We start from the raw sequence: 25,373 nt of genomic DNA, 5'->3' as shown, positions 1-25,373 counted from the left end.
AATTGGTATATTTCTATTATACCATATTGTCTAACAAAAGGGGAGCATTTCATTGACAAAACATCATTTTTCAGTTATAATAAAAGACAGGTATATTTTGTTTTGAAAGCGAGTATTTGGAAAATGGGAAGTACGAAAATCAATCTGACGGAGGAACAGTTTACAGAGGTGACACTGTCCGCCCTGAAAGAGCACCCCGAGGGAATTACGGAATATCCGATTCTGGATTTTGATGATCGTGCACTGGGGCTGTTGTCCGCCGGCGTTGCAGAAACGCTGCGGTACAGTGAGATCAAGCCCCGCGGCGGTCTGGCATATCGGTTTCTGAAGCGGCTGTTTGACATCGTGGGGTCTGCACTGGCACTGATCGTTCTGGCGATCCCCATGGGCATCGTGGCACTGGTGATCTATCTGGACGACAAGGGGTCGCCGATCTTTTCACAGGCACGGCTGACCAAGGACGGAAAGGTGTTCTACATGCACAAGTTCCGTTCCATGTGTGTCGATGCGGAACAGAAGTTCGCAGAGGTGCAGAAAGAAAACGAAACCGACGGTCTGGCGTTCAAGAGCGAGAACGACCCGCGAATCACACGGATCGGGCATTTTATCCGGAGAACGTCCATTGACGAACTGCCCCAGCTGTGGGACGTTTTCTGCGGGCACATGTCCATTATCGGGCCGCGTCCGCCGCTTCCGCGGGAAGTGGTGCTGTATACGCCCCACCAGATGCAGCGGTTACAGGTAAAAGGCGGTCTGTCCTGTATTTGTCAGGTAGAGGGCAGAAGCGATATGGGATTCGAAAAGTGGGTGGAATCCGACCTCGAATACATTCAGACACGCAGTGCCGGACTGGATCTGAAGCTGGTGTTTAAGACCATTGGCGTGGTAATTATGAAAAAGGGTGCAAGATAACCATAGGAAGAAAGAGCCGCTGTGCAGATGCATGGCGGCTTTTGTGCTGTCCGGAATCTTTTTCGGAATCTGCCTTGTCAATGCTGCCCGCTTTATGTTATAATAGAAACAGCATCACAACAAGCGAGGTGAAAAGCCGTGTGCCTGTGCCGCGGCGATTATGAAACGATTGGTAGTGGGCATTACTGCCCATGTGGATTCCGGAAAGACGACGCTTTCCGAAGCTCTGCTGTACCGTACCGGCGAGATCCGGAAGCTGGGGCGGGTGGATCACCAGACAGCTTTTCTGGACACCCACCCGATGGAACGGGATCGGGGCATTACGATTTTTGCACATCAGGCATGCATTGCCTATGAAAATGCGGAATATACGCTGCTGGATACTCCCGGACACGTGGACTTTTCAGCAGAAACTGAACGCACTATGCAGGTACTGGACTATGCCATTCTGGTCATCAGCGGCACAGACGGCGTGCAGTCCCACACGGAAACCCTGTGGAAACTGCTGGAACGCTATCAGGTGCCGGTGTTCCTCTTTGTCAACAAAATGGACTTGGCAGGGGCAGACAAGGCGGCAGTGCTGGAACAGCTGCAAAGCCGGTTGAGTGACCGCTGTGTGGACTTTTCCGCAGACGGCACCGATGCCTTTTATGAACAGGTGGCTCTGCTGGAGGAGCCGTTCATGGATACTTATCTGGAGCAGGGGAAGATCCCGCCGGAACTGCTGGCAAAAGGCATTGCCCGCCGGAAGCTGATCCCCTGTTACTTCGGGGCAGCGTTGAAGCTGGAGGGCGTGGACGCATTTCTGGAGGGACTGCACCGGTATACGCTGGAACAGCCCTGTCCGGCACAGTTCGGGGCGAGGGTGTTTAAAATTGCCGCTGACGAAAAGGGGAACCGGTTGAGTTACCTGAAGATCACCGGCGGACGGCTGCGGGTGCGGGACAGCATCGCCTATACTGCTTCCAACGGCAGGGACATGCAGGAAAAAGTCAGCCAGATCCGTGTCTACGCCGGTGCGAAGTTCGAGGCGAAAGAGGCGGTCCCTGCGGGCACGGTCTGTGCGGTGACGGGTCTGAGCCGGACGTTTATCGGGCAGGGGCTGGGCAGTGCCGGCGACGGTATGGCTCCGGTGCTGGAACCGGTGCTCCGCTACGGCGTACAGCTGCCGGAAGGGGTGCACCCTACCGATGCCTTGAAACAGCTGGCACAGCTGGAGGAGGAAGATCCTGCCCTTCACGTGGTGTGGAATGACCACGCCGGACAGATTCAGATGCAGCTGATGGGAGAGGTACAGCTGGAAGTATTGCAGCGGCTGATCGCCGACCGGTTCGGCATGCAGGTGCAGTTCGATGCCGGACAGATCACCTATAAGGAAACCATTGCCGAGCCGGTAGAGGGCGTGGGGCATTACGAACCGCTGTGCCACTATGCCGAAGTGCACCTGCTGCTGGAGCCACTGCCGCAGGGCAGCGGTTTGCAGTTCGGGGTGAACTGTCGGGAGGACGATCTGGAACGAAACTGGCAGCGGCTGGTGCTGACGCATTTGGAGGAGAAAACGCATCTGGGCGTACTGACCGGTTCACCCATAACAGATATGCGGATCACCCTGTGTGCCGGAAAAGCCCATGTCAAGCACACCGAGGGCGGCGACTTCCGGCAGGCGACCTATCGGGCGGTGCGGAACGGACTGCGAAAGGCGAAAAGCATTCTGCTGGAACCGTGGTACGAGTTTTTGCTGGAACTGCCTACGGAAAACGTGGGACGTGCCATGACCGATCTACAGCAGATGGGGGCGGAGTTCCAGCCGCCGGAAACCGAGGGCGACCGTTCGGTTTTGCAGGGCAGTGCTCCGGTGGCGAAGCTGCGGGGCTATGCTTCAGAGGTGACCGGTTATACCCACGGCGTGGGCAGACTGGTCTGTTCCCCCAAGGGTTATGCTCCCTGTCAGAATCCGGAAGAAGTCATTGCCGCAGTGGGGTATGACTGCGACAGCGATCTGGAAAACTCTGCGGATTCCATTTTCTGTGCCCACGGAGCCGGCTTTGCCGTCAAGTGGAACGAGGTGGAACAGCACATGCACCTGCCCAGCTGCCTGCACCAGCTGGAAGAACCCGACGAACCGGCGGCACCGGTGCGGGTGTCGAGGGCAGCCTATGGGGGCAGTCTGGCAGAGGACAAGGAACTCATGGCGATCTTTGAACGGACTTACGGAAAAATCGACCGCAATCCCCGACAGGCACTCTGCACCCCCAAAGAGGAGGACACTGCGGCAGCATATCACGGCAAGCCGGATCCGGCGTATGATGGGGAGGAGTACTTGCTGGTAGACGGCTACAACATCATTTTTGCGTGGGACGAGTTGAAAACGATTGCCCAAAACAATCTGGACAGTGCCAGAGGACAGCTGATGCACATGTTGAGCAACTACTGCGGCTATCGGAAGTGCAAGCTGATTCTGGTATTTGATGCGTATAAGGTCAAGGGCTATCACGGCGAAACAGAGCAGTATCACAACATCACGGTGGTGTATACCAAAGAGGCGGAAACTGCCGACTCCTACATTGAAAAGGCAACGCTGGACTTGTCGAAGAAGCACAAGGTGCGGGTGGCAACTTCGGACGGCATGGAGCAGCTGATTATTCTGGGGAATGGTGCTCTCCGCATCACTGCGGCGGAATTCCGGCAGGAGGTCTTGCAGACCGAGGCAGCCATTCGGGAATATGCGGCACAGATGAAGCAGGGGAAAAAGACTATTACGGAGAAGCATTCGTCATAAGTTGGGGCAGCGTTGCCGTGGTAGGGCAACACCGCACAAAGCCCGCCTGACGGCTTTGCACGCAATCTGCGTGCAGATTTTCCGTCATATTGCCTAGAAATCCCTTGCCATACGGCAGTATGCCTGCGGAATTTCTAGGCAATCTGCCGAAAAATCTGACACCGCACCTTACGCACAAGCTTTGTGTGGTGTTGCCGTAGCAGAATACCCGAAATCCCCGCGGAAAAATCGGCAGTTCTGTCAATTGTTTGTGCAGCAGAAATATGATAAAATAAGGATATTCCGGAGCGTGTTTCGGCACGCTGAGATATAGAATGAATATGGAGGCATGACAAATGCAAATGCAGATACAGCACCAGCTGCGGCGTGTCGCTGCTGCCCTGCTGACCGCGGCGGTCGCCGTGGGCACAGGAGCCTTTTCCGGTCTGGCATTGGAAACCGATTCCGGCACCCTGGAAAATCTACAGGCGTTCCTGCTGGGAAAAGAAAATGCCGGCGGAACGGACTGCAACGGGGACGGCGTTGTGGACGGCATGGACTTGGCACTGCTGCGGCAGCAGCAATTCGACGGGGGAGAAATACAGGACGGCTATGCCGGCTTTATCCGCACAGACGGCAAACTGCTGGTCGATGAAAACGGCAAGCAGTACCTCATCAAAGGCATGGCAATCGGCAATGATGTGTGGTCGAATCCCACCACAGCCCCTGCCCAGGATCACGATGCGGCAAGCTATCAGGAACTGGCGGACATGGGCTTTGACTCCGTGCGGTTCTATCTGAACTACGCCATGTTTGAATCTGACAGCAAGCCCTATACCTATCGGGAAGAAGGCTTCCGCTGGCTGGACACCAACATTGCATGGGCAAAGGCGGCAGGAATCCGGCTGGTGCTGAACATGCACTATCCGCAGGGCGGTTATCAGTCGCAGGGGAACGGCACGGCACTCTGGACAGAACCGGAAAATCAGAAGCGGCTCTGTGCCCTCTGGACGGAAATTGCCAAGCGGTATGCAGACGAGCCGGTGATTCTGGGCTATGGGCTGGTGAATGAACCGGTGGTAGCTGCTGCCAGTGGCGAGGAGAGCCTTACCCTGTGGCAGTCCGTGGCACAGATGCTGACGGACGGGATCCGTACTGTAGACCAGAACCATATGATCTTTGTGGAACGCATGTGTGCGGCACAGAATCTGGCAGGCACACAGGAACAGTGGATCAATTTCAATGACGAAAACAACTATGTGCATCTGGACGATGACAACACGGTGTACGAGTTCCACGACTATGATCCGCATGCTTTTACGCATCAGGGCTTCGACTGGGCGGGGACACTGGGCAATGATGTGACCTATCCGGACGAAAGCTATCTGGTGTCCAGCGGCAATGCCCAGTGGGGCACTTCCACCTTTGCCGGCGATCGGGCGGACACGGAGAGCACCGAGTGGCAGTATCTGAAAAGCGGCAGGATCACGCCGAAATCAAACGGCACACAGCTAATCAGTCTGGTATTTCAGGCACAGAACATCGGGGACTACGGCTACGCCCGGGCAGATGAACTGCGGCTGAACGAATACGACGAGGACGGCAGCTTTGTCCAGACCATATACGCCAACGACTTTGACAGCACGTCCCTGCTGAGCTTCTGGTCCAGCAACGACTCCGGCGGACAGTACTACGCTTCTTCCGAGGGACATCTGGCAAAGGGCAGTCTGATGCTCTCCGGCACTACCGACGATGCCAACACCAGTACAAGATATTTCCGTCCCACGGCAGGACACAGCTATGAGGCATGCGGTTATTTTCAGGTGAACACCAAGAATGCCGATGCCATTGTCCGTCCCCGCGTGGACGTGTGGAATGTGGATTCTGTGGAAGTGCTGAATCGGGACTATCTGGAAAAGAGCGTGGCACTGAACACGGCATTTTCGGAAAAGTACAATGTGCCGGTATACTGCGGCGAGTTTGGTGCCGGTTCGCACTGCTTTGAGAACGACCGCGGCGGTGACCGCTGGATCGGGGACATGCTGGAAATTTTCCGTGACGGCGATGTCAGCTTCAACTACCACGCCTATCACGATGGTTCTTTCGGGCTGTATGAGGGCGGCGGTCTGCCCAGTCCCGCAGGGAGAAATGATACACTATATCAGGTGCTGGTAGAAAAACTGAAAAAACATACGGAATAACAGGATTTACGAAAGGAACTGATATGAAAGAAAAAGATACAGAAAAGCAGCTGAAAGCCTTGGAAGAAGCTGTGCGGCAGGAGCAGGAAACCGGCGGAAAGACGGCGAAAAAGCATCGGGAAAGCAGCTCTGCGGCGGCGAAAGAATCCCACCCGCTGGCTTCGTTTCTCATCGGGCTGGTACTGCTGGGAGCAGGCATCTTCTGGGTGCTGAACTCCTTTGTGGTGTCCTTCTCGTGGGGCAGCCTGTGGGGCGGCTTCGGCATGAACACTTCGCTGGCAACTGGTCTGATGCTGGTGCCGCTGCTGATCGGCATCGGTCTGCTGTTCTTCTTGGATAGAAAGTGGATCGGCTGGGTGGTGACGGCAATCGGACTGCTGGCAATTCTGGTAACGCTGCTGACTTCGGTGCGGTTTCGTCCGGTGTCGGCTTCGCTGTGGCAGTATGTGGTCATGTTCGGCATGATCGCAGCCGGTTGCGGTTTGGTGGCGAGAGGACTGCTGAAAAGCAGAGATTAAGGGAACGCAGAAACCGGTTTTGTACGGTGTTTCCTGAAAAAGGCGTGTGGTTTTGCGGAACTGCACGTCTTTTTTTGTGAGAATGCACGGCTTGCCAACCATGCGAAATCATGCTATAATAAAAAGGCAATACCGCACAAAGAGCGTCTGGCGTGCAAAGTCGCCAGACGCTCTTTGTGCGGTATTGTCAAAGGAAACACTGCAAGCAGATTGCGTGCAGTGTTTCCTTTGTTTTAGCGGATCTTCGAGCCTACCGGCAGGCTTTCGTCAGGGAAGATCACCTTGACATCACCGTTGGGCATATCTGCCGCACAGATCATGCCGCAGCTTTCCACGCCGCACAGCTTTGCCGGCTTCAGATTTGCCACCAGAACGATCTTCTTGCCGATCAGGTCTTCCGGCTTGTACCACGGTGCAATGCCCGAAACCACCTGTCTGCCGCCCATGCCGTCGTCCAGCTGCAGCTTCAGCAGCTTCTTGGACTTCTTTACCTTTTCGCATTCCAGCACCTTTGCCACACGCAGATCGGTCTTGCCAAAGGTGTCGATGTCGATCTCCTCTGCCAGCGGCTGGGGTGTGAATTCCGGCTCCTGCGGTTCTTCCTTGGGCTGTGCTGCCAGAATCAGCTGGTTCAGTTCGTCGATCTCCTTTTCCACGTCGATACGCGGGAAGATGATGTCACCCTTGTGTACGGTCACATTTGCCGGCAGTGTGCCGAATACCGCAGCGGTGCTGTATGCCACGTCGGCTTCCGATGCCCCGATCTGCTCCCAGATCTTCGGCATGGTTTCCGGCATGAATGCACTCAGCGGAACGGTGATGATACGAATGGTTTCCAGCAGGTTGTACAGCACCGTTGCCAGACGGGTGCGGTTTGCTTCCTCTCTTGCCAGAATCCACGGTGCGGTTTCGTCGATGTACTTGTTGGCACGGGAAACCACCTGGAAAATCTCTGCCAGCATGTGGTTCAGCTGCGTCTGATCCAGCAGACCTTCCAGCTTTGCAGTCAGACCGGTGGCTGCGGCGATGAGTTCCTCGTCAAATTCGCCGGACTGGCGTTCGGTCGGCAGGGTGCCGCCGAAGTACTTGTCCACCATTGCCACGGTACGGGAAACCAGATTGCCCAGACCGTTTGCCAGATCGGAGTTGATGCGGTTGATCATGATCTCGTTGGAGAACGAACTGTCTGCACCCAGAGCCATTTCCCGCAGGATATGGTAGCGGATCGCATCTGCTCCGTAGCGGTCAGCCAGCAGGAACGGGTCTACCACGTTGCCCAGCGACTTGGACATTTTCTGTCCGTTGAAAGTGATCCAGCCGTGAACTGCCAGATGCTTCGGCAGCGGCAGATCCAGAGCCATCAGCATTGCCGGCCAGACAATGGCATGGAACCGCATGATGTCTTTGGCAACCATGTGCACATCTGCCGGCCAGTACTTGTCGAAATCGTGGTAGGCGTTGTTTTCATAGCCCAGTGCACTGATATAGTTGGACAGAGCGTCTACCCAGACATAGACCACGTGCTTCGGATCGAAAGTGACCGGAATGCCCCATGTGAAAGAGGTGCGGGAAACGCAGAGGTCTTCCAGCCCCGGCTTGATGAAGTTGTTGACCAGTTCCACTGCACGGGTCTTGGGCTGGAGATAGTCGGTTTCCAGCAGCAGCTTTTCGATACGCTCTGCAAAGGGAGCCATTTTCATGAAGTAGGCTTCTTCCTTTGCCTCGACGACTTCGCGGTGACACTCCGGACAGCAGCCGTTTTCGTCCAGCTGGGACTCGGTCCAGAAGCTTTCACAGGGGGTGCAGTACTTGCCCTTATATTCACCCTTATAGATGTATCCCAGATCGTATAGACGCTTGAAGATCTTCTGTACGGTTTCTATGTGGTAGTCATCGGTGGTGCGGATATAGCGGTCATAGCTGACGTGCATCTTTTCCCACAGTGCCTTGAAGGTCTTGACGATCTCATCTACATATTCTTTCGGCGTGATACCCTTTGCCGCCGCTTTCTGTTCGATTTTCAGACCGTGTTCATCAGTTCCGGTGAGGAAGATCACATCATAGCCCTGCATTCGTCTGTACCGTGCGATAGAATCGCAGGCAACTGTTGTATAGCAGTGCCCGATATGGGGATTTCCCGACGGATAGTAAATCGGTGTCGTGATATAATACGGCTTTTTTGACATACAAGGTCCTCCTTAACATTTATGTGCCCGAAGGCTCTACCTCTTATTATAGCACAGTTTTCCGGTGTTGTCTATGTTTTTTGAAAATTTTGTAGGGGATGGGGTGCGGAACTTGCTTTTTTGGAGAAAACATGTTAAAATAATGGAAAGTGTAATGCTACGATACTTTTGAATATGGGCGTAGATCTCAAAATTATCAGTGACCATTTAGGACATTGCGACATCAATGTCACAGCTGATATTTATGCTGATGTGCTTAGCAGTACACGAAAAGTGTTGGCAGATTCTATTGAGAAAAAGCTAACTGAATAAAGAACAGAAATTACAGCAACATAAAAAAATCGCTCTGCAAAACACAGAGCGATTTTAAAATACTTTTTAGTTGTCCAGAAGTTGTCCAAATGGATTTCTGAAACAAAAGAAATAACGCAATATCGACAAAAAATCGATGTTTCCTTATCTCTTTGAGAAACAAAAACATTGGATTTTAGGGGGCTTTTTGCACTTTGTTAGTTGTGTGTTAGTTGTTGCGTTGTTTGTATGGTAACTATGGAGGGTATCTATAAAATTATTTTTTGGCAAGACAATCGTATTTTACTTCAATCATGACACGCTTTAAAAGAAGTTTAATCAAGAATATCAGACTAATGTTCTCCTCGATAATATAGAAAAACAGAAAGATCTTGAAAACTCTTTCTATTATATGGCGAGAGAATTGGTGCTTGAGTGTATGGCTTATGTTTGAGCAAAAGCAAAAGTATGATTATGTAAAAGAACAGATAGAATAATTACAGACAGAAAATATATAGGCAAAATGCTATGAAAAAAATCAATGTCTGGAAACTTTGTGAAGAAGTAGTTTTCCTTGAAGTAAAGGAGAATTCAAACAGCCCTAATCATGAACAGATACTCATCTATCTAGATTCGGTCAGTAAACGTTCTAGATTTTTGCTCTAAGAAATATTGGCGTAAGTGGAATATAAAAGTCTATAGATTAATACCTTCCAAGTTTCACTTTTTTATACATTCCATAATGAAAACAATAAATGAAATTTTCTCCAATGGGAACCTTAGGATATATATTATAAATTTCTCTTTCTCTATATGAAAAGTGGTAGAACACCGCATTAGACTCGGCATTTTCGATTGCTCCTATAATATTTGAATCATAAAGTATCTGTAAAAGCTTATTTTGATTAGTCATAAATTCAGGTATATCATTTTCATTGTTAAGTATATACTCCCCAAACTCATCAAATTTTGTACAAAAATCTTGATAAGAAAAAGTGGATTCATCAAATTTCTTAAAAAACTCGACTAGCAAATCAAATTCATTATTGGAATAATAAAATGAAAGCTGATCTTTTAGTGAACTTAAAAAGTATTCAGAATAGGAGTTTTGGAAATTATTGCTTTCATATACTTCTTTTTTAAAAGAGCACATACTGCTTGAATTATTTCGATTCATATTTTCTTGAATTATTTGCATAATCATAAGAATGTCTCTTGGCCTTGATAACGATATTTTTAAGAACTCCATAAAAGCTGTTCTGTCATCTTTTTTCCAAGGGAAATAAACTTTAAAATAATCTTCTATGTTTGGATCAAACTCCTGATCGTTTGATAATATTTTATTTGCAACATCATATAGTATTGAGTTTTCTGAATTTTCATATGTTGTTGTCCAGTCTAAATATACTGCGTTGTCTTTAAGCTTCGCAGCAGCATTTTGCAAAGATAACGAATAATATATATCGGGACGTAATAATAATACTACTCTAAATAAACCATCACTACCTTTTATGTTAGCAAAAGTAGATGTATTTAAAAACCAAACGGCATCAGCAAGGCCTTTTATACATTCTATATATTCTTCATATTTAATTTTTTCAGGTCTAATATCAATTCCATCTATAAATAGCACTATATCATCTTTTAATTTTATCGAAGAGAGAGCATTAGAAAACATCTTTTCAATATAGTAGAGATTATGCTGTATTTTTGTTTCGCTAAATTCGATGGTTTGAGATTGCTTTCCGCTTGCCTCGGAATATTTGCATAGTAATTTCGCAAAAATTTCACTTTCATCAACAATATTCATTATTTGTGATACTTCTGGAGAAAAAGCTTTTGAATAGTATTCATTGATTGCTTTCTGTATGGCTTTTAATTTTGACTTGTTTAATGGATAAATTGATTTTTCATTTTCTAATATGAACTGTGAAAGAAGCAGTAATATTATTACTTTCCAAATAGAACTGTAGTCCGAAAGACAGAGTCCTTTTTGTTGTTTTAAAGTATAGAATTTTTCATAGTCTGTTGCATTGATAAATGTAGTTAATCCTCTTGTGTTTTTATAACTATTATTGCTGAGATAGGTTGCGTATGCGGTTTTTCCAGTGCCTTTTTCTCCTATAAGAAAATAAATATTATCATCAAGTAAACTATCCAAAAAAGTGTTTTTTACAAAAATATCATTAAAAAATTTTTTATTTTTACGCTGAGAGTAATTCTGTGCATCAGAAAAACCAAGTTTAAGCTCCTTAATAGTTTTCATTTTTACCTCCTGTTATTATGATATTTATCTGCGCAATAGCAACAAAATATTAAATTGTTCTTTGCACTTATCACAGCACATCAAACATATTAATCAGAATTCTTATTATTTTTTAACTATTTTCTTATCTATCTGAATTGACCGATTGATCTCATCTTTCGGTTCTCTGTTCATACTCCCGTAAGTATTAATCTGGAAGTATTTCTCTTCATCGTTTGTAAAAGTGGTCAACATCCTTATTTTCCATAAACCTCAAAATACCACAAAAGGACAACCTCGAATTAAAAAACGAACTTGTCCTTCTGTCATAATAATTCGTCTGTCTAACACGGCATAAATTTGTAAAATATGAGCTTACTTCACGTATCCCACATACTCACCATAATGCCAGCCTGCCACATCGTAAGTCAAACCTGCACCAGTAGCTGCGGCATAGTTCAGGAGCTGCTTTACATCAGAATAATTTACATCATCGCAGTTCATGATTCTGCCGTCCTTGTTTCCATCTGCTGCCTCTACTTTTTTTGCGGAGTCCAGTTTATATTTTGCCGGATTCATCTTTGCAATAGAAACCATCAGAGCTTTTCCGTTTGCTGTTGTCAGCAGGCTGCCGTCAGCCTCTGCGATATTGTACGCAGACAGCATGATCGCAGCATCCTTGGAGTTGACCTGTTCATCGCTGTTCAAATCGCCAATTACATAAAAATCATACTGCTGACTGGTATAGCAGCTGATCTCATTGTTCTTTACAGATTCGAACGAGGCATCTTCTACGGTTACTTCTGCGTCACTGGTAGTATAGAAGGTTACCAGAGTGCCGTCGTTCTTGGAATCGTCCAGAGATGCACTGGTGATAACAACCTTGCTGCCGTTCTGTGCAGCTGATACAGTAGCATTACCATAAGCACTGCCGTTTGTTGCGGTAACCAAACCGTCTGTATCCAGCAGATCTGCAGTTGCACTCAGTGTAATGTCAGATGCTGAAAAGCCGGTGTTGTTCTCGATGGACAGTGTCACTGCGGTTGCACCAGCCGGAACAACTGTGCCGTCAGCGGCGGTGAATGTTTCTGCTACGGTGCTGTAGGAAACATTGACTGCGTTTACTGCCTCAGCTGCGCTTGCAACAACGCCTGCGCAAGCAGATACCATTGTGGCTGCAGATAAAGCAGCAATAATTTTTTTTACAGACTTCATAAGTAGTACCTCCCTTTCGGATATGTAATGATTTTTAAGTTGTCTCCTTTCTTTTGCTCTCCTGATAAATCAGCAAAGCAAAAGTCATTTTTTCATTTTCAAGAACAGAACTATCTCTATTTTTTCAGTCCTGCTCCACGCAGAGCACACTCGTACACAATGTCGAACAAGTCGTTTGTATCAATTTTACCGTTGTTGTCTGTGTCAGCTTCAATATTGGGAACATGGCCCCTATAATATCTTCTTGTACCGTGAGATGCAATTGCCTTAGCGGCGATATGTCTCATGGTCCAGTAAATGTCACTTGGCTCATACGGCTTTCCATCTCCGTCTGCATCGCCGAGCATAGGAGCATCGTCAAACACACCGTCGCCGTCAAAGTCGTATACCAGTTCACTGCATTCCTTTTCAGTATTGAATTGCAGCAGAACATCTTTCGATCGAACAAAGTTGATAAAATAACTGCCAAGCCAGTCGAGAAATTCTTCATAGCTGCCGTCAAACGCATCAATATCTTTATGTGCAATCAGTGGCATTGTCTGTACATATACTTCTCCACCGCCGGTGATTGCAAATCCAGTATCCTGTTTTGAAACAGTCACTGTTTGATTTGGTGCGACTTCAATAGCAATGGTACTTCTGGATACTGGTGTAAAATTGTAATTGCCTTCATCGTATGTGAAAATATATGACAGTGCAATTTTTTGTGTATCTGTATTGGTATAAGTTATACCATCTTTAGAGAAATCGATTTTGCACTTCGAACCAACGCCTTTTAGTTCAGGATCCTTCCGATCAAATTGTTCTATTCTGAGACGGTATCCTTCACCAAGAATACTAAAGGCAAATCCCGACGCACGCTCATTCTTTTCCAGATGGAAAGAGGAGCCTTTTCCAAAGAAAATAAAATCTCCGTAATTGACTTTGCCTAATTTCCAAAAGTCATACGTCTGTCCGTCTTTTGTAGTAGAACTCAACTGCATCTGGTCTTTTCCGCCATTGTAAAATTCTAATTTCACGGTTTCTGAAACATCAGTGTTGGTTTTTGTAGTACCACGGATCGGTGCCTTATAAGTCAACAGGGAATCATCATCTGAGGCATACAGTAAGACATCACCATTTTCCGAAGAGGCTTCGTATGCTGGGATACAGAACTGTTTGGTCTCCGAATTAATATAGATGCAGGCATCATCCTTAAAAGCCGATGTTTCTGTATCTGGTTTCACACAGTTGCTGTCGTAGGTGACAATGCAGGTATCATAACTGATGCCATCGAATGTCCAGTTGCCGGATATTTCATCCATGCCAACCACAGCGTGTGTGCCGCCTTTTTTGGTGGAAATACCTGCCATAAAGTAAGTGCCTTTTTCCTTGCAGCGTGCTGCACAATCCAGAAACATATCGGTATGCTCTTCTTTGGACAGCATTGCAGATTCTACAATGATTGCGAGTTCCACCTCTGAATATAGCTGCAGAGAGTTGTAGTAAGCAATCAACGCATCCACATCATCGGTCAGTGTCACATCGTATAACGTTTCTGCACCCTCTTGTAAATCTCCCGGTGTCAGTTCACCATTGTGAACCAACACCGAAATGGCAGCCATGCCAAAGCAAAGTCCACTCTGATAAGCTATATAAGAGATATCTGTGCTATAACCTAAATCTAATTCCGGATCTGTCATATTAGCACTTACGGGATCAGATACTCTTTCTGCAAAATCTTCCCGTGATAAAGTACACAGGTGATTTGCAAATGAAAAAGTATCTTTGTACATTCCCTTCTCGATCGCAGCCTTTTCCAATTCGCTTTGCGTCGATGACGCATCTGCCTCGTAAAGTGGCACATCTCCCTCTGTCACCGAATCGTAAAGCGTCTCTCCAAACTCGTCCGTGTTGTCTTCCAGTGCCTCCTGTACCAGCTTATCCGTATTGTCCAGAACAGAGTATTCTTCTGCTCCGACTGCTGTCGGCTGATAGGTAAGTATGCACGTTGCAGCGGTGGACAATGCCAATAATGTTGCGATTTGTTTTTTCATAACATCACCGCCTTTTTACGATTAAAGAGATTCGTATTTGCCGAAACAAAAGTCATATCTATTCAGATCTGTTTTGTACCCTGCACCACGGCGTGCAATATAGTAAGACAGATTATCTACATCTGAAATTTCAAGCTGTTCTTCGTCGTATGCAATTACAGTATCATTATTGCCGTCACCAGCCATAGCACAAGCATCTGCTACCAGTCCATACTTTGCTTTATGCTCGTTTGCAACATCAGTGAGCAATCCTTCGTAAACAAGACCATATTTCTCCATTTCATACAAAGAAACATCATCTTTTGCAATCTTATATGCCTGCATCTGATAAAATAAATCTGTTGAATTGATGATGTCATCATTATTCATATCGCCTCTGCGATAATGTTCAGAGCATACAGCAATTGCACTTGCATCTTCCATCTGCTTTGCAGACTTGAATGTAGCGTCTTCTACGGTTACTTCTGCGTCACTGGTAGTATAGAAGGTTACCAGAGTGCCGTCGTTCTTGGAATCGTCCAGAGATGCACTGGTGATAACAACCTTGCTGCCGTTCTGTGCAGCTGATACAGTAGCATTACCATAAGCACTGCCGTTTGTTGCGGTAACCAAACCGTCTGTATCCAGCAGATCTGCAGTTGCACTCAGTGTAATGTCAGATGCTGAAAAGCCGGTGTTGTTCTCGATGGACAGTGTCACTGCGGTTGCACCAGCCGGAACAACTGTGCCGTCAGCGGCGGTGAATGCTTCTGCTACAGTGCTGTAGGATACGTTGACTGCGTTTACTGCCTCAGCTGCGCTTGCAACAACGCCTGCACAAGAGGCTACCATTGTGGCTGCTGCCAGAGCAGCAATAATCTTCTTTGTCTGTTTCATGATAAAAAACTCCTTTTTTAGATTACAACAGCACACTTACGTGTGCCGCTGCGTTTGGATTTCTTTGTAATCTTACAACCAGATTACTTCTTCAGATTCTGCAGAGCCTTCGGTTCTTTCGGCTGGTGACAACCAATTGCAGAAGTTGTACCTGCTGCCTTTACTGCAGCCATTCTTCCTGCCTTTGCAATCTTTGTGCAAACTATTTTACTGATCTTGTTCACTTTTTTTCATCTCCTTCGGTTTTATTAATGATACTACCATTAACATTGATACTGAAAGCAATGTTAATGCGATAGTTATTGCAATGTTTCTCATGAAGAAAAACATAATGCAAGCAAAAATAGATAGTATAATAATGAGAAATCTGCTTATTTTTTGATTGCGAATTCTTTTTTCAAAATTTAAAGGCTTATTTTCATTTTCTATTGGTGCAAATTTTATAACGACAGCTGCAGAAATGAAAATGATAATTATATGTGCCACTATAGAATAGATATTTGTATACATCATTATTTTTGATATACCAAGTGTACTTAATGAAACAAGTAAAAACACCAAATTGCATGATAAATAAGTATTGGCATGAAAGCCACCTGTAAACAAGCGAAGAATTACAAATATTCCATAATACAGCAATGCGTAGAAGAACATTCCTAGACAGCATCCAACTGCTATAGAAAGTATAAATCCAATCAATGAAGATAGAATGATTTCAAATCCATACTGATAGATTTCGATTTCTTCTTTCTCTATTACATGATTTCCACATAAAAAAAGCGATATCCGTTTACTCAATAATGATAGCATTTCAGTCACCATTCCTTGAATAAAGAATACCGCATTTTTCTTCCAGAATCAATACCAAATCCCCCAAACCGCATTTTTCATCCCCCAAATGCGTATATTATATTTCTGGTATTATTATATTTACTGAAAATTCATTTCTTTTTTCGTAAAAATCAATTTCTCCATTTCTGTCTCTCAAGATATCTCGTACAGACTTTAACCCCCATCCATGATGAATCTTATCTTTTTTTGATGTTGTTAATTTTGAATTTCCACACAGTACCGACTCTTTGATTTTATTTTTTACAAGAATTCTCAAATAGCCTGCTGTCTTTGTAATTGACACACTGATCTGTGCATTTTCTATGCCTTGCTCTTCATATGCAATCGCATTGTCGAGTAAATTAAATAATATGATGCTAAAGTCTAATTCCAATTCTTCTGGAATCGGAATATGTATCTGGCAAATGGTCTTTATCCCTTTTTCCTGTGCTTCTCCAAATTTTGTGTTAATTACGGCATTGATAATGCTGCTGGAACATTCTACTGGTTCTTGAACACTGTTTATTTTTTGCTGCACGATTTGATCTGTATATGCAAGCGCTTTGTCATATCTTTTTGCTGTAAGTAATTCTCGGATACACAGCATTTCATTTTTCAAATCATGACGTAAAATGGAGATTTTTTGATAGCTGTTATTCATTTGTTGCAGTTCCTGCTGTTGATTGAATAACTGCAATTTTAACATATTTTGTTCCAATTGCTTTTTGTTTGCTAAATTTAGTTTTTGCATAAAGAAAACGATGATGCAATCTAGGATTGTAATCAAAATTACCACGATCAAGCACATATACTGCTGCTCCGGAACAGCAACTGAAATAAAATACATGAATGTTCCAATCAGCAGTGCAATTAAAAATGCAGAAAGCAGAACAATCCACTCACTTTTAGAAAAATTAAACTTGTTTTTTCGGCGATAAATCAAAACCAATTCCGAAATCCCAAAATAGATTAGTTTTGTTAACAACAGACTGATTACACGACTAGCATTTTGTGCTACTACTAATTCACCTACAGAAACGTTGGTGATATAAGAAACACTATGCAATACAGGCAAATTGATAAAGCAAAACAACAAATAGCATACAATCGGCAGAAATATTTTTTCAAAAAGCCGTCCATTTAAGAAAAGAACGGAAAATAACACACAGCTACAAAATAATGCAATAATAAACAACAAGTCATTGTGCAGGCAATTTGTAAAAAGCCAATCAAAGAAAGACAATGTGATAAATAGCGAGACGCTTTTCCAAATTTTACAATATTCAGAACGGTATCCCAAAAAAAGAATGATCAGTCTACTGGTAATAAGACATTCTACTAAAACAGCAGCAAGCTCTACAGCATTCCAAATCATATTGCATCATCCTCTCTCATAATAACTTTATATTGTCTTTTTACATTTGCAACATTTGATCTGCTGATCGGCAACGTGGAATTATCAAACAGTAGCACTTTATCTGATTGAATTTGATGTATGTATTTGAAATTGACAATATAACTTTTATGTATTCGTATAAACCCTTTTTCGTGTAGCATTTTTCCGAGAGTATCCATAGTGTATGCTCGTGGGAACAAACGTTTTGCTATTTTCTTGTTTGAATATACCAGGAATAGGTCATGTCGTACAGAATAAAAATACTGAATTTGCATCAGATTAAAGCAGTATGTTTCACCGTTCTCAATTTTCAACTGTATTGTATTTTTTTTCTCTTTGATTTGCTGACAATATGCGTGGATTGCTTCTGAAGTATCATCTTCAAGGCAATCCTTTTGAATAAAGCGAAATGGTGCATAATGTATTGATTGGAATACAAGATTACTGTGACTGGACACAAAAATAATTGTAGTTTCCAATTTCAGTTTTCTTATATCTGCCGCTAAGTTAATTCCATTTATTTCCGGCATATCGATGTCTAAAAAAACGATATCAAAATAGTTCCTTTTCAATAAATGATAAAACTCTTCGCTTTTGTAAAAGCACTGTACAACAAATTCAATTCGGTTTTTTGCAAAAAGCTTTTCTACTATATGTGTGTAACTTTCAAGAAATGCTCTTTCGTCATCCACGATTGCTATTCGAATCATACAATATACTCCTCTTACTTCTTTTTCGCTTCATTTCCATCATACCACAAAAATTTTCAAAAAGCAAGAATTTATTTTGCTAAACAAAGAAACGGTATGCCTCAGAGGACATACCGTTTTCTTGTATAAGTAGGGAAGAGCCTATCATCAGAAATTTGATATTTGCCTGCAAAACGTGATGCAAAGCAACATATGCCTATTGGAATATTATCCGAACAAAAGTCATTTTTTCATTTTCAAGAACAGAACTATCTCTATTTTTTCAACCCTGCTCCACGCAGAGCACACTCGTACACAATGTCGAACAAGTCGTTTGTATCAATTTTACCGTTGTTGTCTGTGTCAGCTTCAATATTGGGAACATAGCCTTGATAGTATCTTCTTGAACTGTGATCTATAACCGCCTTACGAGCAATATGCAGCATGGTCCAGTAGATGTCACTGACCTCATATGGTTTTCCATTTCCGTCTGTATCGCCGAGTATGGGAGCATCGTCAAACACACCGTCACCGTCAAAGTCGTATACCAGTTCGCTGCATTCCTTTTCAGTATTGAATTGCAGAAGAACGTCTTTTGAGCGAACAAAGTTGATAAAATAACTGCCAAACCAGTCAAGAAATTCTTCATAATCGCCGTCAAACGCATCAATATCTTTCTGAGCGACATTTGGATGTGTTTGTACATATACTTCTCCGCTGCCAGCGATTGCCAATCCGGTATCCTGCTTTGAAACAGTTACCGTTTGATTTGGTGAGACATCAATACTAATGGAATTATTGGCAACTGGTGTGAAATTATAATTTCCTTCATCGTAAATCATCATGTATGATACTGTGATTTTTTTTGTGTCTGTGTTGGTATAGGTCACGCTGTCGCCGGAGAAATCCATTTTGCACTTTGTACCAACGTCATGTAGTTTAGAGTTATTTGGATTTGGGTATCCAGTCTGTTCTATCCTCAAGCGATATCCTTCGCCGTTAATGCCAAAGGCAAATTCATCTGCACGCTCATTCTTTTCCAGGTGGAAAGAAGAGCCTTTTCCAAAGAAAATAAAATCTCCGTAATTGACTTTGCCTAATTTCCAAAAATCGTACGTCTGTCCGTCCTTTGTGGTAGAACTTAGATCCATCTGATCTTTTCCGCCATTGTAAAATTCTAATTTCACAGTTTCTGAAATATCAGTATTGGTTTCTGTAGTACCACGGATCGGCGCTTTGTAAGTCAAAAGAGAATCATCATCTGTCGCATACAGCAAGACATCACCATTCTCCGAAGAGGCCTCATATGCTGGGATGCAAAACTGTTTGGTCTCCGAATTGATATAGATGCAGGCATCATCCTTAAAAGCCGATGTTTCTGTACCTTGCTTTACACAATTACTATCGTAGATGACAATGCAGGTATCATAACTGATGCCGTCGAATGTCCAGTTACCGGACAGTTCGTCCATGCCAACCACTGCGTGTGTACCGCCTTTTTCGGTGGAAATACCAGCCATAAAGTAAGTGCCTTTTTCCTTGCAGCGTGCTGCACAATCCAAAAACATATCGGTATGCTCTTCCTTGGAAAGCATCGAAGGTGCTACAATAATTGCGTGTTCCACTGCCTTGTATACTTGTATGGAGTTGTAATAAGAGATCAACGCATCCACATCGTCAGTTAGTGTCACATCATATAATGTTTCTGCACCCTCTTGTAAATCGCCCGGAGTCAGTTCGCCGTTATGAATCAATACCGAAATGGCAGACATACCATAACAAAGACCGCCTTTATAGGCTGTATTGTAGGCATCACTTACATATCCCGAACTTATCTCCGAATCTGTCATATTGGCTTTCAGTGGATTAAATACTCTTTCTGTAAAATCGTCTTTTTGTAAGGTACACCAATGATTTGTAAACGAAAAAGTATCTTTGTACATTCCCTTCTCGATCGCAGCTTTTTCTAGTTCGCTTTGTGTCGATGATGCATCCGCTTCGTAAAGCGGAACTTCTCCCTCTGTCACCGAATCATAAAGTGCATCTCCCAGCTCGTCCGTGTTGTCTTCCAGTGCCTCCTGTACCAGCTTATCCGTATTGTCCAGAACAGAGTATTCTTCTGCTCCGACTGCTGTCGGCTGATAGGTCAGTATGCACGCTGCGGCAGTGGACAGGGCTAAGAGTGTTGCGATTTGTTTTTTCATAAATATTTCCTCCTGTTATTTTGAATAGTGGGTGTGAACTGCTCGGTTTTTGTTTTACTTTAGTATAGCAAAATTGGGCGACGGAAATCAATACTTATGACGTAATCGGTATGTTTTACGACGTAATCGGTCAAAAAGCAAAAAAATCCGCCTTATTTTTTCGATAAGGCGGATCAAAAACCATTCTATTTTGTTTTACGATTCGTGGATTTTTAACATAACATCTGCAACAAACCAACCATTTTCCTCAGAGAAATTGCTCATCCCATCGTTTCTTTCAACAGCATCTTCTACACTTTGCAACCCAAATCCATGGATTTTTCGATTTTTCTTAGTGGTTCCTAGTTCCTTGTTGTTTTTTAATACTGACTCTGCAATTTGATTCTGAACAACAACCCGAAAATAGTTGCCGATGATTTCCATGGAAAGACGAATCTGCCGCTTTTCTTCTTTGGATGCAGCCTCCATTGCATTATCCAGTAAATTAGCTAATATTACACACAAATCAGTTTCATCTATTTTCGGCAATTCTTCCAGCACAAAATATTTTATGTCAATTTGATTTTCGTCACACACAAGTTTTTTCAAATCTAAAATAGCATTGACTGCAACAGAATTCGTCATCATATGATACGGCAGTTCTTTTTTCACCTGACCGGTTAATTTCTCAATATATTCCATAGCTGTATCTGTCTGTTGTAAACGAATATATTCCGAAATGCAAAGCAAGTGATTTTTCAAATCATGACGCAGTGTATTTACTTCTGTATTCCAACGAATGGAATCCTGAAGTTTTTGCTGTTCGTTTGCAATTTGTAATTTCAATAGTGCCTGATTGTTTTCTACACGATTTCTGGAGGAAGTAAGATAAAGCACAAAAAACAACAAAATGTTGATTGCAATCATACATATTACAATTGCAGAAACTTCCCAGCTTGCTACATCTGTGTCAATTACAATTTCTTCTAGAACAACACCAGCAAAAAAAGTAGTCAAAAGAACAATAGCCATAACAATACACTGAGAAACATGAAATATCACTTTTTTCTTTTCAAAAATATTGGTAAGTATGATTAATGTAAAAACCAATAAAGCTTTTGTAATAAATAAAAGTAAAATACGAACTGGATTTCGAAGAAGTAGCACATCTGCTGAAGTACTATGTATGAGCAAACTTGTGACTAACATTGTTGAAATGTTAATTGTAAACAAACAGGCAAATATGAGGAGTACAACAATTGTCTGAAGCCATATAGGCTTTTCTAACATTATCCAACAGAAAAGAAGATAAATAAAAATTGTGATAATGACATAAAGTCCTTCAAACACAAAAAATTGATCCAATATTAAAGAAGAGGTGCATTGCAAGCAACAAAAAACTACTGTTCCAATTATCTTTTTAGATCGTGCCATGGTTTTATAGGACAAGATCTTGACTAGAAAGAAGAAAATAATCAAACTCTCTGAAATAGTGGCTAACCATTCTGAAACGGTGTAGATCATATGATATTCCTCCTTGTTTTTTGTTGAAACATTTCCTTGACTGATTTGACTTTTCTTCGACTGATAAACAAAACCTTTTTATTGTCCAATACCAGAGTATCTTTTTCAATTGAAAAAATATGCTCAATATTTACAATACAGCTTACGCTAATTGGAATAAAGCCTTGAAATTCTTCTTTTTCCATATAGGAACGAAGGGAATCTCTTGTAATGATTGCATCCTTTGTGCTGACAGTATAGATTTTTGTTTGGTGATTTTCGCTTTCAATATACAAAATATCAGAAACTGGTAAATTATAATATTCTTTTTTTTGACGATGTGCTGCGAATATCATGACGTGACTATTCTTTTTTTGTATTTCTTGAACCACACAGGAAATTGCAAACGGAAGTTCTTCTTGTATCTTATCTTTACGAACAAAACCAAGTACCTTATATTGAAATGCTTTTTGCATCAAGTCATCTCGATTTGTGATGTAGACAATCGGCGTATTATTTCCAAGTTCACGCAGGGACTGAGAAATGTCAAAGCCGCTTTTTTTAGGCATATCCAGATCCAAAAAGAGAGCTTGATATTTCTTATCAAATATTGCATCACAGAATAAATCTGCATCTGTGTAGGTATCTATTTCAAAATATACATGATTTTCCTTTTCCCATTGTTGAAATACAGAAAGAATTCCTGAAATCGCTTCTGTCTGGTCATCCACGATGGCGATTCGAATCATACAATATACTCCTCTTACTTCTTTTTCGCTTCATTTCCATCATACCACAAAAATTTTCAAAAAGCAAGAATTTATTTTGCTAAACAAAAAGACGGTATGCCCACAAAGGACATACCGTTTTTTCATGTTCTCATTCTCATCTCTACATACTTTTCCACCGACTCAACTGGCACCTTATACCGGTTACCCTCTTTGAAACCTTTTAACTGTCCTGTTTGCAAAAGCTTATAAAACGTACTTCTGCCAATCTTCAGAATCTCCATAACTTCTTCCCGTGTGAGAATTTCCTTTGTTGTAAGCATATGCGACCTCCTATTTCCGTCAATGCTCGTTGACATATCGCTCAATTTCTGATGCAGGGATCAGCGTTTTTCTGACGCTTAATCTCTTACACTGCAATTCACCCTGTTCGATCAGTCTGTAAACTGTATGCACACTCAATCCCAGCATATTTGCCGCCTCGCTAACTTTCAACAAGTATTTTGTTTCTGTGTACTGTAGAGCTACCATAATTCTCACCTCCTGCTCTTTACTAATATGTTCGTATTTTTTTGGAGCATTTGGTGCTTTTTTATACGGCTTGCTTGGATACACAGTCTTTTTCATAGGATACTATGTGTAGTTTCAAGTTATATCGGATTTCCACAAGTTATCCCAGTTTTCCACGAAAAGAAAAATGACTGAATTGCTCGGAATTGAAAATCAAAATAATCCGATGCAATCCAGTCATTTGGCTACTCTATTTTTCATATCCTTCATAATAATACGACTGTTCGATTCCCTTGAAAATCACTTCTCTGTCATTGACCTTATCCGTCAGATTCGGTTGTATCAGAAACCGCAGTTCCAGGTCGTTTATCGTACTTCTTTCCATTGCCTGCAAATACTGTACCTTATCAATTTTTGCCCAGTCCGTTACTTTCCCCAGACGTTTTTTGAGGATCATGTCCAGCCAGATTCTCGTGCTTCTGCCATTGCCCTCCATAAAAGGGTGTGCCACATTCATTTCCACATACTTTGCGATGATTTCCTCAAATGTGTTTTCAGGCATCTTCTCTACTGCCGAAAGAACTGCATCTAAGTACAAGCTGTTTGCAAAGCGGAAATTGCCCTTTGCAATATTTAAAGTTCTGATTTTTCCGGCAAAGTCGTACAACCCGTCAAAAAGTGCCTTGTGGATTGCCTGCAAACCTTTTACTGTACCAACTTCTATTCTATCGATCTCACCGCTTGAAAACAATCTTTTGGCATTTTCTAAGCTCTTTTCATCGATTTCCTTCGTCGTCATATCTTGTATCTCACTCCTAACGTGCAAGCTTTTGTATAGATTTATTATACCACATTTCTCTCATTTGCACAACAGCATTTTCAGAAAACTGGAATACTACAACAAAAATTAGACTTCCCACAACCCACTCCACACCCGCACTGAGAACAAGCCATTTCGCCACAATGCAGCCAAAACCCAAACAGGCTCAATCACACTGCCCTAACATCAGAAACGCCTTGACACCCATTTCCTTTCTCAGAGCCATATTGTGTTATCCAGGATCTATCCCCTGTGACTCGTTTGATATAGTCCAGAAAAGCATACAACTCTGATCTGTTCCCTGAAAACATTGTCCCGTCCATATAGCTAACCGAATTCATAACAAAATGAGCGTGATATACCGACGAACAACCGCCATATCTCTTTGAGCAGAGTTTTCGGTGTATTGCGTAAACGATCTGATACTTGTCCGAAAAATAAGAGGCAATGCTCCGGCTCATAGATTCCGCCCGCTCATAATTATCACCCCAAGTCGATCTTGCATCATACACGACAATAAAATGAAATGCCGGATTACCGCTTGTCTTACCGAAATATTTCTTTACCAATAAAAACTGCTCGTAAGCATTGTATATATCGACGTTCGGGCTATAGCGTTTATCATAGTCCGTATGTATGCCCATCGTATAATTCAGAACGTTATATAAGTAGTGCAGTTCATCACTCGTGTTTCTGATTACTTTAAAGATTCCCATAAGTCTAATCCTCCCTCTACAAATAAGCCCATCTTTTTCTCTAGGTTTGCATACTTTTCTTGCGGCGATACAGAAGTAAATAAACCATCCAGATCATGTGCTTTCTGCCGCAGTTCCTCTTTTCGAATATATTCCGTGCTGTCAATACTGCCCGCAATTTCCAGCACCATATTCACAAGTTCCTGCATCCGAACTACCATTTGTGGTGTAATGCTATTATTCCCATGTACGGCACAGTCTACCATGTAACTGCTAAATGTTAGGTTCTTCTCTTTCGCTTTCTCTTCAATTTGTTGTACTTGTGACGGGGAGAGCTTAATGCTCTTCGTAATGGACTTCTTCTCTCTTTCACTTCTCATAATAATTCCTCCTTCTGGTTATATATAATACAATCATGTAATAGTGACATATACTGATATACTGTATACTCTATTATGTTATATATCATAACAATATATATGTATACTACTATATATCTACTATGATTGATCACTAGACTGAATACTATTGATTGATAATGATTACTATTTTACAAATTCTGCAAGACAGAGGTAATGGTAATACCTCTGTCTCCCTGCATCTGATTTGGCTACATTTGTATCGATATGACTGCATAACAGCTGATTTATTTTGATTCAGCTTTACTTTTATGTTCGCTCTTTTGTAAAAAAGTAATACTTTCTTTCGTGAATTATATATTATTATGGTGAATCTGTGCCAGGTACTGATGATACGATCATGTCGACCGCATAGAAAAAC

The 25,373-nt window shown here is 43.1% G+C and carries 21 protein-coding genes; 4 read left to right on the top strand and 17 right to left on the bottom strand.

Annotated features, from left to right (window positions below):
• Positions 1-123 precede the first annotated feature (123 nt).
• From DXB92_RS11670 to DXB92_RS11655, 4 genes are all read left to right on the top strand, one after another.
• A complete protein-coding gene (locus tag DXB92_RS11670) occupies positions 124-912 on the top strand; it encodes a sugar transferase (RefSeq protein WP_117733990.1) in 789 nt (262 codons plus the stop codon).
• 160 nt (positions 913-1,072) lie between these two features.
• Positions 1,073-3,691 (top strand): TetM/TetW/TetO/TetS family tetracycline resistance ribosomal protection protein, encoded by a 2,619-nt coding sequence (locus tag DXB92_RS11665; RefSeq protein ID WP_117733989.1) that lies wholly within the window; start codon positions 1,073-1,075, stop codon positions 3,689-3,691.
• A 335-nt stretch (positions 3,692-4,026) separates the two neighbouring features.
• Entirely contained in the window at positions 4,027-5,871 is a 1,845-nt protein-coding gene (locus tag DXB92_RS11660; protein ID WP_117733988.1) for a cellulase family glycosylhydrolase, read from the top strand.
• Positions 5,872-5,894: 23 nt separating this feature from the next.
• Positions 5,895-6,389 carry a hypothetical protein gene (locus DXB92_RS11655; RefSeq protein ID WP_051343560.1) on the top strand — a complete coding sequence of 165 codons (495 nt, stop codon included), beginning with the start codon at positions 5,895-5,897 and terminating at the stop codon, positions 6,387-6,389.
• A gap of 233 nt (positions 6,390-6,622) precedes the next feature.
• Here the strand turns inward: DXB92_RS11655 and metG are convergent, their stop codons facing one another.
• From metG to DXB92_RS11565, 17 genes are all read right to left on the bottom strand, one after another.
• A complete protein-coding gene (gene metG / locus DXB92_RS11650; RefSeq protein WP_117733987.1) occupies positions 6,623-8,575 on the bottom strand; it encodes a methionine--tRNA ligase in 1,953 nt (650 codons plus the stop codon).
• Positions 8,576-9,569: 994 nt separating this feature from the next.
• Entirely contained in the window at positions 9,570-11,132 is a 1,563-nt protein-coding gene (locus DXB92_RS13805; protein ID WP_181977051.1) for a funZ protein, read from the bottom strand.
• Positions 11,133-11,486: 354 nt separating this feature from the next.
• On the bottom strand, positions 11,487-12,326 hold the full coding sequence (locus DXB92_RS11635) for a hypothetical protein (protein ID WP_117733986.1): 840 nt from the start codon (positions 12,324-12,326) through the stop codon (positions 11,487-11,489).
• Positions 12,327-12,442: 116 nt separating this feature from the next.
• Positions 12,443-14,362, bottom strand: coding sequence for a hypothetical protein (locus tag DXB92_RS11630; protein ID WP_117733985.1), 1,920 nt, complete (start codon positions 14,360-14,362; stop codon positions 12,443-12,445).
• Positions 14,363-14,383: 21 nt separating this feature from the next.
• Positions 14,384-15,238 (bottom strand): hypothetical protein, encoded by an 855-nt coding sequence (locus tag DXB92_RS11625; RefSeq protein ID WP_117733984.1) that lies wholly within the window; start codon positions 15,236-15,238, stop codon positions 14,384-14,386.
• A gap of 83 nt (positions 15,239-15,321) precedes the next feature.
• Positions 15,322-15,462 carry a cyclic lactone autoinducer peptide gene (locus DXB92_RS14300; RefSeq protein ID WP_117733983.1) on the bottom strand — a complete coding sequence of 47 codons (141 nt, stop codon included), beginning with the start codon at positions 15,460-15,462 and terminating at the stop codon, positions 15,322-15,324.
• Positions 15,446-16,048 carry an accessory gene regulator B family protein gene (locus DXB92_RS11615; protein WP_187118448.1) on the bottom strand — a complete coding sequence of 201 codons (603 nt, stop codon included), beginning with the start codon at positions 16,046-16,048 and terminating at the stop codon, positions 15,446-15,448. The genes DXB92_RS14300 and DXB92_RS11615 overlap by 17 nt, the downstream gene beginning before the upstream one ends.
• Positions 16,049-16,145: 97 nt before the next feature.
• Positions 16,146-17,444: a sensor histidine kinase gene (locus tag DXB92_RS11610; RefSeq protein WP_117733981.1), complete on the bottom strand. Its 1,299-nt coding sequence runs from the start codon at positions 17,442-17,444 to the stop codon at positions 16,146-16,148.
• Positions 17,441-18,175: a LytTR family DNA-binding domain-containing protein gene (locus tag DXB92_RS11605; protein ID WP_117733980.1), complete on the bottom strand. Its 735-nt coding sequence runs from the start codon at positions 18,173-18,175 to the stop codon at positions 17,441-17,443. Before DXB92_RS11605 ends, DXB92_RS11610 begins: the two co-directional genes overlap by 4 nt.
• 254 nt (positions 18,176-18,429) lie before the next feature.
• On the bottom strand, positions 18,430-20,358 hold the full coding sequence (locus DXB92_RS11600; RefSeq protein WP_117733979.1) for a hypothetical protein: 1,929 nt from the start codon (positions 20,356-20,358) through the stop codon (positions 18,430-18,432).
• A 195-nt stretch (positions 20,359-20,553) separates the two neighbouring features.
• Positions 20,554-21,861 (bottom strand): sensor histidine kinase, encoded by a 1,308-nt coding sequence (locus DXB92_RS11595; RefSeq protein WP_117733978.1) that lies wholly within the window; start codon positions 21,859-21,861, stop codon positions 20,554-20,556.
• Positions 21,858-22,589, bottom strand: coding sequence for a LytTR family DNA-binding domain-containing protein (locus DXB92_RS11590; protein WP_117733977.1), 732 nt, complete (start codon positions 22,587-22,589; stop codon positions 21,858-21,860). The genes DXB92_RS11595 and DXB92_RS11590 overlap by 4 nt, the downstream gene beginning before the upstream one ends.
• 122 nt (positions 22,590-22,711) lie before the next feature.
• Positions 22,712-22,891 (bottom strand): helix-turn-helix domain-containing protein, encoded by a 180-nt coding sequence (locus DXB92_RS11585; RefSeq protein WP_021681143.1) that lies wholly within the window; start codon positions 22,889-22,891, stop codon positions 22,712-22,714.
• A gap of 19 nt (positions 22,892-22,910) precedes the next feature.
• A complete protein-coding gene (locus DXB92_RS11580; RefSeq protein WP_040646831.1) occupies positions 22,911-23,099 on the bottom strand; it encodes a helix-turn-helix domain-containing protein in 189 nt (62 codons plus the stop codon).
• A 229-nt stretch (positions 23,100-23,328) separates the two neighbouring features.
• On the bottom strand, positions 23,329-23,877 hold the full coding sequence (locus tag DXB92_RS11575) for a Fic/DOC family protein (RefSeq protein WP_117733975.1): 549 nt from the start codon (positions 23,875-23,877) through the stop codon (positions 23,329-23,331).
• A gap of 191 nt (positions 23,878-24,068) precedes the next feature.
• A complete protein-coding gene (locus DXB92_RS11570) occupies positions 24,069-24,614 on the bottom strand; it encodes a relaxase/mobilization nuclease domain-containing protein (protein ID WP_117733974.1) in 546 nt (181 codons plus the stop codon).
• Complete coding sequence (locus DXB92_RS11565) at positions 24,596-24,973, bottom strand: hypothetical protein (RefSeq protein ID WP_117733973.1); 378 nt, start codon at positions 24,971-24,973, stop codon at positions 24,596-24,598. The genes DXB92_RS11570 and DXB92_RS11565 overlap by 19 nt, the downstream gene beginning before the upstream one ends.
• Between the last annotated feature and the right edge of the window lie 400 nt (positions 24,974-25,373).

The sequence above is a fragment of the Ruminococcus sp. OM06-36AC genome (assembly GCF_003438725.1).
Taxonomy (GTDB): Bacteria; Bacillota; Clostridia; order Oscillospirales; family Ruminococcaceae; genus Ruminococcus_C; species Ruminococcus_C callidus.
Note: the sequence above shows the minus strand (reverse complement) of the source record. Positions and strands in the feature narration are given on the sequence as shown.